This window comes from Oleisolibacter albus (assembly GCF_003336875.1).
Taxonomy (GTDB): domain Bacteria; phylum Pseudomonadota; class Alphaproteobacteria; order Azospirillales; family Azospirillaceae; genus Niveispirillum; species Niveispirillum album.
In genome coordinates, this window is sequence record NZ_QGNJ01000006.1 from 87,845 (window position 1) to 101,068 (window position 13,224).

Sequence of the window (13,224 nt, forward strand, 5' to 3'; positions counted from 1 at the left end):
CCGTCAGCGCAGGGCGTTGGTGATCAGGTAGGCGGCGAAATCGGCTGGCTTCGGCTTGCCGACCTTGCGCTCGTCCTCGCCCGCCAGGGCACGGGCCAGCAGCATATGCCGCTGCACCGCCTGTTCGGTGAGCTTGAACAGACCCGCCTCGCCCTTGATGCGGGGATAGTAGGTGGGATCCACGGTCTTTTCCCGCTTGCCCAGCCGCTCCAGCACCTCGGCTTCAGTCGCGTCGCCGGCATCCTGGCTTTTGAGGATGGTCCAGTCCGTCAGCCCGGCGAAGCCGGCGGCGGCCAGATCGGCCGGATCGGATTCCGTGATCCCGACCTTGAACAGGAACTTTCCCAGACCGACATCGGCGCCCCAGTCGGACAGGGTTGCGCTGCGCGCGACGAAAATGGTTGCCATCGCTCAAGTCCTCATCGCCGCCACACTGCGGCCTGCGTCCGGCATAGCCCGCGGCGCGGCCGGCGGCAATGGCGGATCGCAATCCTGATCGGCAGGCCGGGCCGGCGATGGGGGATGGACGGCGCCGGTCAGAACATGTCAGGGCCGTGGCTGGCCAGTTCGCGCTCGGCCCGGCGGTCGGCCAACAGCCGCAACCGCGCGAAGGCAGCGGCCTGTTCGGGGGAGCCCGGCGCCGCAGCATCCAGCCGATGCATGGCCTCGACCGACAGCACCTCCTCCACCTCCTCCATGCTCAGCAACCGGGCCTGCCGCAGCCGGGCGGCACGCTCACGCTCCACGGCGCGGCAGGCGATGGCCGCTTCGCGGAACGGTTCGGGAAGGGCGGCAATCCCGTGGGACATCTTCATGGCCATGGTGGAACCATCCATGTCGCATCCAGCAGACTGTCCTATCTACGCAGCTGTCCCCTCCTCTATTCCATGCCATCGCAACCGATCTGACCACTGCTGTGTTCAGGCGGTCGGCACGGGCGCCGGATGCGTGCGCCGCCAGTGCCGGATCAGATCCTGGGCCTGGGTGCCCAGGCGCAGCATGGTATCCAGATCGGCGGCCGGAACGCGCCGGACCCCGCCGGTGCGGGCAGCCGCATGCATGCGCTCCAGCACGGCCGCCAGATCCCCCAGTCCGAAATTGGCGACGGCACCGGTAACCTCATGCAGAAGCCGGCAGAATTCCTCGGTATCCTGGGCCTTCCAGCAGCCGACCAGCCGGGGCAGTTGCCGGTCGATCTGGGTTGCCAGTTGATCGAGCAGCCCGTCCAGCGCCGTGGTGCCCAATGCCGTCTCCAGCGACTCCAGGGCTGTGGTTTCCGGCACAGCCACGCTCTCGTCCCCGGCTGGCTCTACCGTTCCGACGAAGCCGGCGATGACCTGATGCAGATAGCCCCAGTCCACCGGCTTGGTGACATAGCCATTCATGGATTCACGCAGGTAGCGTTCCCGCGATTCCGGCAGGGCATCGGCGGTCAGCGCCACGATCGGCACCCGGCCAGCCGGTTCCGGCAGCGCCCGGATGGCCCGGCTGGCGGTGATGCCGTCCATCACCGGCATCTGCATGTCCATCAGCACCAGATCGACCGGTTGTTCCCGCATCCTGGCCAGAGCCTGTTCTCCGTCCGTCACGGTGATGACCGTATGGCCCTGCCGGCGCAGCATGGCCGCGATCAGGGCCAGATTGGCCTCGTTGTCCTCGGCCAGCAGGATGCGGCTGGGCTTGGCCCGCAATGCCGCCGGCCGCAGCAAGGGCGTGGCGGCCGGCGGCTGCCCGGCGGCGATGGTGATGGAGAAGCGGAAACAGGCGCCCTGATCCGGTTCCGAGGTGACGGTGATGCAGCCGCCCATGGCCTGGACCAGACTCTGGGAGATCGACAGACCCAGTCCGGTGCCGCCGAAGCGGCGGGTGGTGGAGATGTCGCCCTGCAGGAAGGGGGCGAACAGCTGTTTCTGCTGCTCCTGCGACATGCCGATGCCGGTATCCGTCACCTGAATGTCGAGCTGCACGCGCCCATCGGTCACCGGCTGGCCGGACAGGACCAGATCGACACGCCCTGCCTCGGTGAACTTGATCGCATTGCTCAGCAGATTGAACAGCACCTGCCGCAGCCGGGTCGGGTCCAGGCGGACATAGCGGGGGGAACCCGGCGTCAGCGACACCTCCAGCACCAGACCCTTTTCCGAGGCCTTGGGCGCGAACAGGCTGCGCACATCCTCCGCCAGCAGCGCCAGATCGGTGTCGACCACCTCCAGCTCCAGCTTGCCGGCCTGGATCTTCGAGAAGTTCAGCAGATCGTCCAGCAGCGACAGCAAGGCGCGCGCCGAGGAGCGCAGCGTGCGGACGAAGGCCCCCTGCTCCGGGTCCAGCCGGGTTTCGGCCAACAGGTCGGCCAGCCCGATCACGGCCGTCATCGGCGTGCGGATCTCATGGCTCATGATGGCCAGGAAGCGGTCCTTGATCTGGGCCGCCTCCTCTGCCGCCAGCTTGGCCTCCTGCAGGATCATCTCGCGCTGGCGGTCCGTGGTGACCTCGTTGGCCGTGATGAACAGCCGGACCGGCGCGCCGGTCTCGTCGCGCAAGGGGAACAGCCGGCTGCTCCAGATACGGGCACTGGCACCGCTGCCGCTGCTGCATTCAAAGGTCAGGGGGGCGTCCTGGTCCAGGCAGGCGGCGAGGATGTCCGGGCTTGGAGCAAAGGCCGCCTTGCCGAACATTGCCGCAACGGGCCGGCCCGTGGCGGTGCCGGGTGGCCAGCCCAGAAGATCCTCCGCGGCCCGGTTGGCCAGTTCCACCATGGTGGGGGTGTGCCCCTCCACCGCAATGACCAGCACCGGATCGGGCGAGGTGTCGAAGGAAACGGCCAGGATTCGCTCGCGGGCGAACGCATCGGCATAGCTGCTGCGCAGCTGCTGCTCCCGTGTCTGCAACTGCTCGGCCATGGCGTTGAAGCTGTCGGCCAGTTCCGCGATTTCCCACCCGGCACGGGGGCCGGACACGCGGGCCCCGAGGTCGCCGGCCATCAGCCGCCGGGCGGTCTGGGTCAACGCCGTCACCGGCTGCAGCACGGCGCTACGGGCATAGGCCAGGCCCATGCCGCCGGCCAGCAGCAGCGACAGAAGAATGATCAGGCTGGACCCGAGCACGCTGTCATAGACGCCTTCCAGCACCTCGTCCTTGCGGAATCCCACGGCAACGCTGAGGCCGACATCATCCACATCGGCAAAGGACAGCAGATAGGTACGGCCATCGGCCAGTTGGGCCGTGAGGCTGCCTTCGTGATCATTCGGTCGGGAGCTGTTCAGGGTGAGCTGCGGCCCTCCCGCTTCCGGCAGCAGCCGGTCGGGGTAGCCGGTGACCAGATTGCCGGCCCGGTCCAGCACCAGGACGGCGGCATCGATCCGGCTGGCGAGAGTCGATGCCGAGCGGTCGACCCAGTCGAGATCCAGGGTGCCGTACAGCACCCGGATTTCCCCAGGGCCAGCGGGCAGCGGCAGATAAACCGGGATCTGATGCCGTTCCCCGCCCGGTGTTACCGTGCCGACGGTGGGATGGCGTTCCGCCAGCGCCTCCCGCATGGCAAGGGTCATGGATGAGTCCGGCGCCAGCGGCGGTGGCTGGTCCATCGACGCACAGATGACCCGTCCATCGGCTGTGGCAATGCCGGCATCGATGATCTCCGGCAGGATCGCCTGGATGCGCTCCAGAGTCGGCAGGCATTGGGCATCCGTGCCGGCCTGCGGTCCGGACGCGACGGCTTCCAGAAGGCGGAAGACCGACGCCAGAGACCGGGTCTGTTCCGCCACCAGCAGATCGGCAAAGGTACGGGCATCGTCGCGGTGATGCTCCAACTCCTGCCGGGCCTCCATCAGATTCAAACCGATGATGACCAGCGTCAGTGGCAGGACGGCGATGCTCAACAGCGACAGCAGCCGGGCGCGCAGCCCGGTGCTGACCCCCCGCCCCTGTGACGCCGCGTCACGTCGCATGGCCCGCCTCCATGCCCATGTCCCCCTGTCCTCGCTGACACGCCGCCAAACGACGGTGCGCCATGCGGGACCTGTGCAAAGCCCGACACTTATGACTATTGGCAAGGATACTTATCCGACGCAAGTCATACCCGCAGCGGACCAAAACGGTCGCACGGGATTTTCTGTCCATGCTGGCGCGGGTCGCCGGTCAGGGCGCAGGATTATCCGTTCGGGTGGGGTTCGCGGGTGATTTCCGCGCCCTGTCGCGCTAAGGTCGGCGCAAACGGAGGGGGTGGGTTCGGGATCGGACCGCGGTCCCCCGCCGCACCGTCCTGTCCCCGCTGAGGCATTCCGTCCATGGTTCTGCGTTTCCGCCTGTTCCGGTCCCTGGCGGCCCTGGCTTTCTGTCTGCTGTTCGCGCCGGCCGCCCAGGCGTTCCGGCTGGCCCCCATCGAGATGGAGTTCGATCCGGCCGGGCGTGGCGCCACCCAGATCTTCCGCCTGGAAAACGAGAACAAGGAGCCGGCCGCCGTCGAGATCCGCATCCTGGCCCGTGCCCAGGACCGGGAGGGCGAGGATGTGCTGACGCCGGCGGACGATGATTGGGTGGTCTTTCCCGAGCAGATCATCCTGGAGCCCGGGCAGACCCAGTCCGTGCGGGTGCAGTGGATCGGCAACGGCAATCCGCCGCGTGAGCAGGCGTATCGGCTGATCGCCGAGCAACTGCCGGTCGAGTTGGGCCAGGCCCCCACGTCCGGTGGCCAGGTGCGGCTGCTGGTCCGCTATGTGGCGTCGCTCTATGTGCGCCCGGCCGGCGTATCCCCGGCCCTGACGGTGACGGGCGCCCAGCACGTAGCAGGGCCGCAGGGCAAACAGCAGCTGGAGCTGGTGGTTCAGAATGCGGGCAGTGCCCGCCAGATGCTGCTGAACCCGACCCTGGCGCTGACGGCGGGTGGACGCAGCCTGACCCTGACCGGCCCTCAGCTGGAGGGGCTGGCCGGAGAGAACATCCTGGCCGGGACCACGCGGCGCTTCCTGCTGCCCTGGCCCGCCGGTCTGGCGGTCGGCCCCGTGACGGCAGACCTTCGCCTGCCGTGAGCAGGACCGCGTCAGACGGCCCGGAACGGCGGCGGCGTTTCGGGCTGTGGCTGACCTTTCTGCTGCTGCTGGTCATTCCGGTGGTGCTGGCGGCCATGCCGGCCGCCGCGGACGGGACGGCGCAGCCGGACACGCCTGCCAGGCCGGACCTGTTCAATAAAGTGTTCGGCCGCCCGTCGGCGCAAAAGGCCCGCCAGCTCGATCTGCCGGTCCAGGTGGATGGACGGGAGATCGGGCTGGTGCCGGCCCGTATCGCCGGCAGCGAAACCCTGGTCGATGTGGCCGCCCTGGTGCGCCTCCTCGAACCGCTGGCGCAGCCCGACGGGTTGGCCCCGTTGCGTGGCGTTGCCGGCGCGGATGGCTATGGCAGCCTGCATGCGGCGCCGCCGGGCGGCATTGCCGTGCGTGTGGACCCTGGCGAGCTGGTGGTGGTGGTGACGATCCCCCCGGCCCTGCATCAGCGTCAGACGCTGCGCGTGGCCGACTGGGCTGGTGCCGCCCACGGCTATCAGGTGCTGCCGCCGGCGGCGCTGTCGGCCTATATGAACATGCGGGCGTCGCTGGACCGGGTCGAAGGGGGCGGCAGGCAGGGCGAGACCGGTGATCTGTCCTCCGTGTTCGAGCCGGCCCTGGCCTGGAACGGTGTGGTGGCGGAGAGTGAGATCTTTTACCGCGAGGACGGAGCCCGGCGCTGGTCGCGCGGGGCCACGCGCCTGGTCCGCGATTTCCCCGACAGCAGCGTGCGCGTTCAGGCCGGCGATGTGGTGACGCCGGTGGTAGGACCGCAGGTCGGGCAGTCGCTGGGCGGCCTCTCCATCGCCCGCAACTTCAGCCTGCAGCCCTATCGGGTGGTGCAGCCGGCGGGCCAGCGCGATTTCATCCTGGATCAGTCCTCGGTGGTGGAGGTGCTGGTCAACGGCCGCCCGACCCGGACCTTCCGCCTGGAACCGGGTCCTTACAATCTCAGCAACTTCCCCGGCGTGTTCGGCACCAACGACGTCCGCATCCGCATCACCGACAGTTTCGGCCGTGAGCAGACCATCGAGTTCCCGTTCTTCTTCGACAGCCAGCTGCTGGCCGACGGCGTGCATGAATTCGCCTATACCGCCGGCGTCCCGTCGCAGGTCAGCGATGATGTCTACCATTACGAACGCCAGCAGCCCGCTTTTTCCGGCTATCATCGCCTGGGACTGAGCGATCGGCTGACTGTCGGCCTGGGCGTGCAGGCAGACCGGCGGCAGCATCTGCTGTCGGGGGAGGCCATGCTGGCCACGTCGTTCGGCACCTTTGCCCTGGAGCCGGCCGGCAGCGACGGCCATGGCCGCGCCGCCACCCTGCGCTTCCGCGACTACCGCACCGGCGAGGATCTGTGGGAGAACCGCACGGTCTCGCTCCAGCTGTCCTGGCAGAATGCCGACTATCGCAGTTTCGGCAGCCCGGACACTGCCGACCCGACGCGGTGGGACGCCGCCGCCCGCATCAGCCAGCCTCTGAGCGAGGATCTGACCGTGGCGCTGGGCGGGCGCTGGCGCCGTTTCCGCGGCGGCGGGGCGGACGCTTATTCCACCGATCTCACGCTGCGCCAGCGCCTGGGCACAACCGGCAGCCTGGACCTGACCCTGTCCCGGCAGCGGGAGGAGGATGGGCGACGCGACAGCGGCCTGTACCTGTCGCTGCGCTTCACCTTCGATGAGGGGCGCCATACCGTCGGTGCCACCCTGGATACCGCGGCCCGTCAACGCGAACTGGACTGGCGCTACCAGTCCCTGGAGCCGGTGGATGCCTGGACCCTGGGCGTGGACGCCACCCAACAGGCCGGCAGTGGTGACAGCGTGCAGGGGCTGGCCAGCTACACCCACCAGCGGTTCGAAGCCAGCGTGCGGCACGATGTGGTGTCCCGTGCCCTGGGGCCGGGCAGCGGCACGGAGAACCGCACCCAGGTCAATCTGGCCTCCGCGCTGGCTTTCGCCGACGGTCATGGCGGTATCACCCGGCCCATCAGCAACAGCTTCGCCATCGTGGTTCCGCACGCGCGCCTGCGCGATCGCGTGGTCGGCGTCGATCCGGTCAATGACCTGTATCTGGCCGAAAGCGATGCGCTGGGGCCGCCCATCGTGCCGAACATCGCCCCCTATCTGGTCCGGCCGCTGCTGCTGGATGTGCCGGATGCCCCGGCCAGCTATGATCTGGGCGATGACCGGCCGGCGGTGCAGCCGGGCTACCGCACCGGCACGCTGGTCCCCATCGGCACCGATGCAACGGCGTCAGTGGACGGCATGCTGCTGCTGCCCGATGGCGCCGCCGCCGCCCTGTATTCCGGCCAGCTGCGGCCGCTGGACCGGCCGGATACCAAGCAGATCCCCTTCTTCACCAACCGCAAGGGGCGGTTCCGCGTTGATGGTGTGCGGCCCGGTCGCTGGGAACTGGTGCTGACCGGGGTCGAGGCCCGCCCCCTGCCGGTTACGGTTCCACCCGAGGCCGAGGGTGTCATTGCCCTGGGGACGCTGCCCCTGGCGGCGCCGTGACGGCCGCGGTGGCCAGCGCGTCGAGATCGGGCCGGCGGCGGTGCCAGTCGGTGGTCTGCTGATAGGCCTGTCCCACGCCCAGGACGCGATTCTCGTGCCCCGGCAGGGCCACGATCTGCAGCGACAGGGGCAGGCCGGCGGGTGTGAAGCCCATGGGAAGGGCCAGGGCCGGCAGGTTCAGCCAATTGGCCATGCGGGTGAAGCGGCTGAACGGCAGCGCCGATTCGTCGGCCTCCGCCAGCGTGGGCGCCGGGACCGGGACGGTCGGGGTCAGCAGCGCCTCCACCTCCTGCAGCCAGGCATGGAACCGGCCCTGGTCGCCGGCGCGGGCCGCATGCAGGCGGGACAGGGCCTGATCGTCGATGACGGCGCCGGCCTGAAGCCGGGACAGCACGCCAGGGTCCATCTCTCCGCCCCGCTGCTCGACCCGCCTCTGCCAGCAGCGCCAGCCCTCCGCCGCCAGCAGGGCGCCGGTCGGCTCCACCAGGGCCGCCGGGTCCAGGGGCGGACGCACCTCCACCAGCCGCGCTCCCAGCCGCTCCAGCCGGGACACCGTCTGCAGATAGGCTTCGCCCACCGGATCGCTGACCGCCGACAGGGCAGAATCGGCCAGCACGGCCAGCCTCTTGCCGGCGATTCCCGCTGCCGCCCGCAGGCTCGCCGCGGCGTCGAAGGGCGGCAGGTCCCCCGTCCGGGACAGACAGGCCAGCATGTGGGCCGCGTCGGCCACGCTCCAGGCCAGGGGACCGGCGGTATCCAGGCTGGGACTCAGGGGCAGGCAGCCGGCCAGCGCGACCCGGCCCCAGGTCGGCTTCAGACCGGTCAGGCCGTTGAGGGCGGAGGGGATGCGGATGGAGCCGCCGCTGTCGCTGCCCAGCCCCAGATCGGCCAGACCGGCGGCCACGGCCACGGCTGTGCCGGCGCTGGACCCGCCGGGCACCCGCACCGCCGCCGCATCCCAGGGATTGCGCGGTGTCCGGGTGGCGCGGTTGATCCCCCAGCTGCCCAGCGCCAGTTCCACCGTTTCCGCCTTGCCCACCGGGATCAGGCCGGCATCCAGCAAGGCGTCGACCGCGGGCGCCGTGCGCGCCGCCTCCTCGATCACCGGGGTGCGGGCACCGCCACCGGTGGGGGTGCCACGCAGGTCGAACAGATCCTTGATGGCCAGCAGACGGCCAGCCAGCGGTCCCGGACTGGGGGTCCGCTCCTGCGCCCAGGCAGCCTGCCGTGCCAACTCCGGTGTCGGCAGGCGGAACGCATGGAGCAGCGGGTTCAGGCGGGCGATCCGGTCCAGGGCTGCTTCCACGTGGGTCTGGTCGGTCATGGGGGCTCCATTGCGGTTGCGGGTTGTCCGGGACGCGGCCACCCCGGCCTGACGGGGCCGGGAGGAAAGACCGGTTCTCTTATCCCGATGGACCGTCGCCCGCCAGCGGCGGTCTACGGTGGAAGGGAATACCCTTTCTGTGAGACTTCCGGCCCTGGCCTGCATGACCAGGGCTTTTTTCCGCCCCGGATGGGATTATGCTAGGCCCATGCACCACACCGTCCGCCTTTCCCTCCTGATCGCATTGCTGCTGCTTCTGCTTTCTCCGGGCGGATCAGCCCAGGCGACCACCTGCCGTGTCCAGGTGGGGGACATCACCCGCATCGAACCGGCCCGCACCTATGATCCGTTCGGGGACGCGCTGCCGGAATATCACCGGTTCAGCGTCCGCTTCCTTGGTGGCCTGCCTTGCCGCATCGTCGTCGGCATCGACCAGGGGCGCAACGGTGACCGCGTCATGGTCCAGGGCCGGGACCGGCTGGAGTACCAGCTCTACAAGGATGCCGCCCTGACCCAGCCGGTTACCGACCTGTTCGGATCGGAGAACGGACTGTTCGCGACGGTGCTCGACGCCCGCGAGGATACGGCCGAATTCCAGTTCTTCAGCCGGGTCACGCCCGGACAGATGGCCGGACAGGGGACCTACACCGACCAGGTCCGCATCAGTGTCTACCAGTCCTTTCTCGGCATTCTGCTCGGGCCTATCGCCGTCCTCCCGGTCAGCGTGCGGACCCGGGTCAAGCCGGTGGTCCAGGCCTCGGTGGTCCTGGACGGGGTGAAGCGCGACCTGCGCGGCATGGCCGGCACGCTGGATCTGGGCGACCTGACCCAACGCGGCAGCGGCCAGTTCGATCTGGAGGTTCTCGGCAATGGGGCGTATGATCTGGCCCTGGAGTCCGAAAACAGGGGCCAGTTGATCGCCCCCGGTGTGGCCACAGGAATCCCGTACCAGCTGACGGTGGACGGGTACATGGTCAATCCGGGCAGCAAGGCGGTTCTGCGGCTTGATGGGCTCGGCCTCCAGCGGCATCAGGTGCTGGTGTCGGCTGGTGGGGTGGAGCGGGCCCTGGCTGGGACCTACCGCGACAATCTGATCCTTACGGTCACCGCCCGCTGATGCCATATGGTTCCCGTCGCCGCTGGCGTCCGCAAAGCGGGGTCGCGGACGGGGAATGAGGCAGCCCAAAACGGGCGGAAGGGGGCATGATGCGTCTTGTGCGGTTCGTCGTCTGTGCCGGGCTGGCTGCCTGTGCCTCCCTCGGTCTGGTGCTGGCGGCCGATGCCGGTTCCGACCGCAGTTCCATCACCCTGCGCGGCGTGGTGCCGCCCGTCTGCACCGTCAGCGTCAGTGCCAGCAATGCCAGTGTCGATCTGATCCGCGGCCAGTCCCAGGTCGGGGTGGCCACGGTTGAGGAACAGTGCAACGCTGCCGGCGGCTATGTGGTCAGTGTGACCTCGAAGAATGGCGGCCAGTTGCTGCGGGCCGATGGCGGTGGCGTGGGCTACAGCCTGCGCTACGGCGATGCCAGTGTCGGCCAGAACGGCAGCCTGTCGGCGGAACGGACGGCCACCGGCGATGTCCGCCGCTCAACCCTTGCCGTGTCGGTTCCGGCCAATCCCGAAGCGACGGCCGGCGATTACGAAGACATCGTCACCATCAGCATCCAGGCGCGATGATCGCCATTTTTTCAGAAAAATCAGCAAGTTATAGTATTCTTCCAAGATAAAAAGTTAGCTGCCCGGGCGGATCATGGCGCCGGCTTGACCGATACCAGACGCGGTCGGGCCATGGTGCCGATGCTGCGCCGTTCGTCGCGCAGAGTGTCGATCAGATCGTTGAGGCTTTCGCGGGTAAAGCCGCTTTCCCGGTCCTGGGCCTCCCGTGCCACGGCGATGAACTGATCCAGCAGACGGGCCTGGACGAAGGCGGCCTCCAGAAGGCTCGGCGGGAGACGGCGCATGGCGGGCACTTCCTTCTGATGCAACAAGGGGGCGACCAGGGCCGCCCTGCCGGCAGTAAGCACCTGCATGCTTAACGGGTCCTGAACAAACGCCGGTTCCGCTTCGGCGCGGTGGTCTTACCTCTTTCTCCCCGTTCCGTGCTCGTCCGCATCCATCAGTCGTCCGGCCGCCGGTGCCGGCCGGTACGATGGTCTGGCTGCAATTCCAGCAGATGCAGGGAGCGGCCGGGGATCTCCAGCACGCCGCCGATGGCCGTCTCCGCTTGCTCTTCCAGGTCGGGGGCGCTGGTATCCAGCAGACGGTGCCAGCCCGTGCCGCCATTGACCTCGGGCAGGGTGAAGGGCACCACATCATGGTAGGAGTTCACGATCAGCAGCAGCGTGGTATAGCCCGCCGGCTTGCGCAGGCCTGTGGACTGCACCCGCCCGTCCATCAGCATGCCGAGGCAGCGGGCATTGGGGTCCTGCCACTGTTCCGGTGCCTTCTCCACGCCCGCCGGCGTGATCCAGGTGACATCCTTGCTGTCCAGGCCGGTATCGGTATAGCCGGTCAGGAAGCGGCGGCGGCGCAGGGTCGGATAGGTCTGACGCAGGCCGATGACCCGACGGACGAAGGTCGTCAGCGCTTCGCCCTCGGCGGTGATGCTGTCCCAGTCGATCCAGCCGATCTCATTATCCTGGCAATAGGCGTTGTTGTTGCCGTTCTGGCTGCGGCCGAACTCGTCGCCGGCCAGGATCATCGGTGTGCCCTGGGACAGCAACAGCGTGGCCAGCAGGTTGCGCTTCTGCCGTTCGCGCAGTTCCTTGATCTCGGCATCGTCCGTGGGACCCTCGACGCCATGGTTCCAGGACAGGTTATGCGAGTGGCCGTCGCGGTTGTCCTCGCCATTGGCCTCGTTGTGCTTGTCATTATAGGAAACAAGGTCGTGCAGGGTGAAGCCGTCGTGGGCGGTGACGAAGTTCACGCTGGCCCACGGCTTGCGGCCGCGCTGGTTGAAGACGCTGCCTGAGGCCGTCAGCCGGTCGGCCAGATCCGGCAGTTTGCCCTCGTCGCCCTTCCAGAAGCTGCGCACCGTGTCACGGTAGCGGTCGTTCCATTCGGCCCAGCCCGGCGGGAAGCCACCGACCTGATAGCCGCCGGGGCCGATGTCCCACGGCTCGGCGATGAGCTTGACCCGGGACAGCACGGGGTCCTGGCGGCAACTGTCGAGGAAGCCGCCGCCCTGGTCGAAGCCATGGGGCTCGCGCCCCAGAATGGTGGCCAGGTCGAAGCGGAACCCATCCACATGCATTTCCGTCACCCAGTAGCGCAGACTGTCCATCACCATCTGCAACACGCGGGGATGGCTGAGGTTCAGGGTGTTCCCGGTGCCAGTGTCATTGATATAGTAGCGGGGCTGGTCCGGCAGCAGCCGGTAGTAGCTGGCATTGTCGATGCCCTTGAAGGACAGCGTCGGCCCCATCTCGTTGCCTTCGGCCGTGTGGTTGTAGACCACATCCAGGATCACCTCGATCCCGGCCTCGTGGAAATGGGCGATCATCTCCTTGAACTCGGTGATGACCGGGCCAGCCACATAGCGTGGATCGGGGGCAAAAAAGCCGATCGAGTTGTAACCCCAATAGTTTCGCAGGCCTTTTTCAACCAGATACCGATCATCGACAAAGGCGTGGATCGGGAGCAGTTCCACCGCTGTGATGCCCAGTGAGCGGATATAGTCCACGATCTCCTTCTGCATCATGCCGGCGAAGGTGCCGCGCAGATGCGGCGGTACCGCCGGATGGCGCATGGTGTAGCCGCGCACATGGGTCTCATAGACGATGGTGCGGTCCCAGGGAATGGCGGGCGGACGGTCGCGGCCCCAGGTGAAGGCTGGGTCCACCACCCGGCATTTCGGCATGGCCGGGGCGCTGTCACGGCGATCCAGCGTCAGATCGGCACGAGGCGAACCCACCCGGTAGCCGAACAGGGCATCGGACCATTTCAGCGGGCCGACCAGGGCCTTGGCATAGGGGTCCAGCAGCAGCTTGTGCGGGTTGAAACGGTGGCCGGCCTGCGGCTCGAACGGGCCGTGGACCCGGTAGCCATAGACGGTGCCCGGCCGGGCGTCGGGCAGGTATCCATGCCAGACTTCATCGGTATATTCAGGAAGATCAATACGTTCTAGCTCTCTCTTCCCTTCCTGATCGAATAGGCACAGCTCCACCCGTGTGGCATGGGCCGAAAACAGCGCGAAGTTCACGCCCAGGCCGTCCCAGGTCGCCCCCAGGGGAAATGGCAGCCCCTCCTCGATCCGCGATCGGCGAATGCCGGCCGCCATCGGCTTGCCCTGACCCATCGCCACCTGATCCCGCATGATCTCTCCTCCGTCCCACAGTGGGTTGTAAAC

At 68.0% G+C, this 13,224-nt stretch carries 10 protein-coding genes; 4 read left to right on the plus strand and 6 right to left on the minus strand.

The features are described 5' to 3' along the window. Window positions 1-3: 3 nt before the first annotated feature. From DK368_RS10135 to DK368_RS10145, 3 genes are all read right to left on the minus strand, one after another. Entirely contained in the window at window positions 4-408 is a 405-nt protein-coding gene (locus DK368_RS10135; RefSeq protein WP_114393836.1) for a hypothetical protein, read from the minus strand. A gap of 128 nt (window positions 409-536) precedes the next feature. Further along, the gene (locus tag DK368_RS10140) at window positions 537-836 is read right to left on the minus strand and encodes a hypothetical protein (protein WP_114393837.1); all 300 of its coding nucleotides are present in this window, start codon (window positions 834-836) and stop codon (window positions 537-539) included. Between the two features lie 84 nt (window positions 837-920). After that, a complete protein-coding gene (locus tag DK368_RS10145; protein WP_114393838.1) occupies window positions 921-3,947 on the minus strand; it encodes an ATP-binding protein in 3,027 nt (1,008 codons plus the stop codon). Window positions 3,948-4,286: 339 nt separating this feature from the next. On the opposite strand from DK368_RS10145, the gene DK368_RS10150 reads away from it, so the two are divergent. Together DK368_RS10150 and DK368_RS10155 are read left to right on the plus strand one after the other, a co-directional pair. Next, the gene (locus DK368_RS10150; RefSeq protein WP_114393839.1) at window positions 4,287-5,027 is read left to right on the plus strand and encodes a fimbrial biogenesis chaperone; all 741 of its coding nucleotides are present in this window, start codon (window positions 4,287-4,289) and stop codon (window positions 5,025-5,027) included. Next, window positions 5,024-7,552: a fimbria/pilus outer membrane usher protein gene (locus DK368_RS10155; RefSeq protein ID WP_240002428.1), complete on the plus strand. Its 2,529-nt coding sequence runs from the start codon at window positions 5,024-5,026 to the stop codon at window positions 7,550-7,552. Before DK368_RS10150 ends, DK368_RS10155 begins: the two co-directional genes overlap by 4 nt. Here DK368_RS10155 and DK368_RS10160 read toward each other — a convergent pair. Next, a complete protein-coding gene (locus tag DK368_RS10160) occupies window positions 7,515-8,876 on the minus strand; it encodes an amidase (protein ID WP_162305969.1) in 1,362 nt (453 codons plus the stop codon). The genes DK368_RS10155 and DK368_RS10160 overlap by 38 nt on opposite strands. Window positions 8,877-9,084: 208 nt before the next feature. On the opposite strand from DK368_RS10160, the gene DK368_RS10165 reads away from it, so the two are divergent. Both DK368_RS10165 and DK368_RS10170 read left to right on the plus strand, forming a co-directional pair. Next, window positions 9,085-9,993, plus strand: a complete 909-nt coding sequence (locus DK368_RS10165) for a spore coat protein U domain-containing protein (RefSeq protein WP_162305970.1) — start codon at window positions 9,085-9,087, stop codon at window positions 9,991-9,993. 86 nt (window positions 9,994-10,079) lie between these two features. After that, window positions 10,080-10,553 carry a Csu type fimbrial protein gene (locus tag DK368_RS10170; protein ID WP_114393842.1) on the plus strand — a complete coding sequence of 158 codons (474 nt, stop codon included), beginning with the start codon at window positions 10,080-10,082 and terminating at the stop codon, window positions 10,551-10,553. A 71-nt stretch (window positions 10,554-10,624) separates the two neighbouring features. Here DK368_RS10170 and DK368_RS10175 read toward each other — a convergent pair whose 3' ends face one another. Together DK368_RS10175 and glgX are read right to left on the minus strand one after the other, a co-directional pair. Then, on the minus strand, window positions 10,625-10,906 hold the full coding sequence (locus DK368_RS10175; RefSeq protein WP_114393843.1) for a hypothetical protein: 282 nt from the start codon (window positions 10,904-10,906) through the stop codon (window positions 10,625-10,627). A gap of 86 nt (window positions 10,907-10,992) precedes the next feature. Beyond that, complete coding sequence (glgX, locus tag DK368_RS10180; RefSeq protein WP_420818897.1) at window positions 10,993-13,191, minus strand: glycogen debranching protein GlgX; 2,199 nt, start codon at window positions 13,189-13,191, stop codon at window positions 10,993-10,995. Window positions 13,192-13,224 lie beyond the last annotated feature (33 nt).

Bases quoted from the DNA above. Each gene is read 5' to 3' on its own strand.
- DK368_RS10160 (WP_162305969.1), bottom strand. From the start codon at position 8,876: ATGACCGACCAGACCCACGTGGAAGCAGCCCTGGACCGGATCGCCCGC.
- DK368_RS10150 (WP_114393839.1), top strand. From the start codon at position 4,287: ATGGTTCTGCGTTTCCGCCTGTTCCGGTCCCTGGCGGCCCTGGCTTTC.
- DK368_RS10170 (WP_114393842.1), top strand. From the start codon at position 10,080: ATGATGCGTCTTGTGCGGTTCGTCGTCTGTGCCGGGCTGGCTGCCTGT.
- DK368_RS10175 (WP_114393843.1), bottom strand. From the start codon at position 10,906: ATGCAGGTGCTTACTGCCGGCAGGGCGGCCCTGGTCGCCCCCTTGTTG.
- glgX (WP_420818897.1), bottom strand. From the start codon at position 13,191: ATGCGGGATCAGGTGGCGATGGGTCAGGGCAAGCCGATGGCGGCCGGC.
- DK368_RS10140 (WP_114393837.1), bottom strand. From the start codon at position 836: ATGGATGGTTCCACCATGGCCATGAAGATGTCCCACGGGATTGCCGCC.
- DK368_RS10135 (WP_114393836.1), bottom strand. From the start codon at position 408: ATGGCAACCATTTTCGTCGCGCGCAGCGCAACCCTGTCCGACTGGGGC.
- DK368_RS10165 (WP_162305970.1), top strand. From the start codon at position 9,085: ATGCACCACACCGTCCGCCTTTCCCTCCTGATCGCATTGCTGCTGCTT.
- DK368_RS10145 (WP_114393838.1), bottom strand. From the start codon at position 3,947: ATGCGACGTGACGCGGCGTCACAGGGGCGGGGGGTCAGCACCGGGCTG.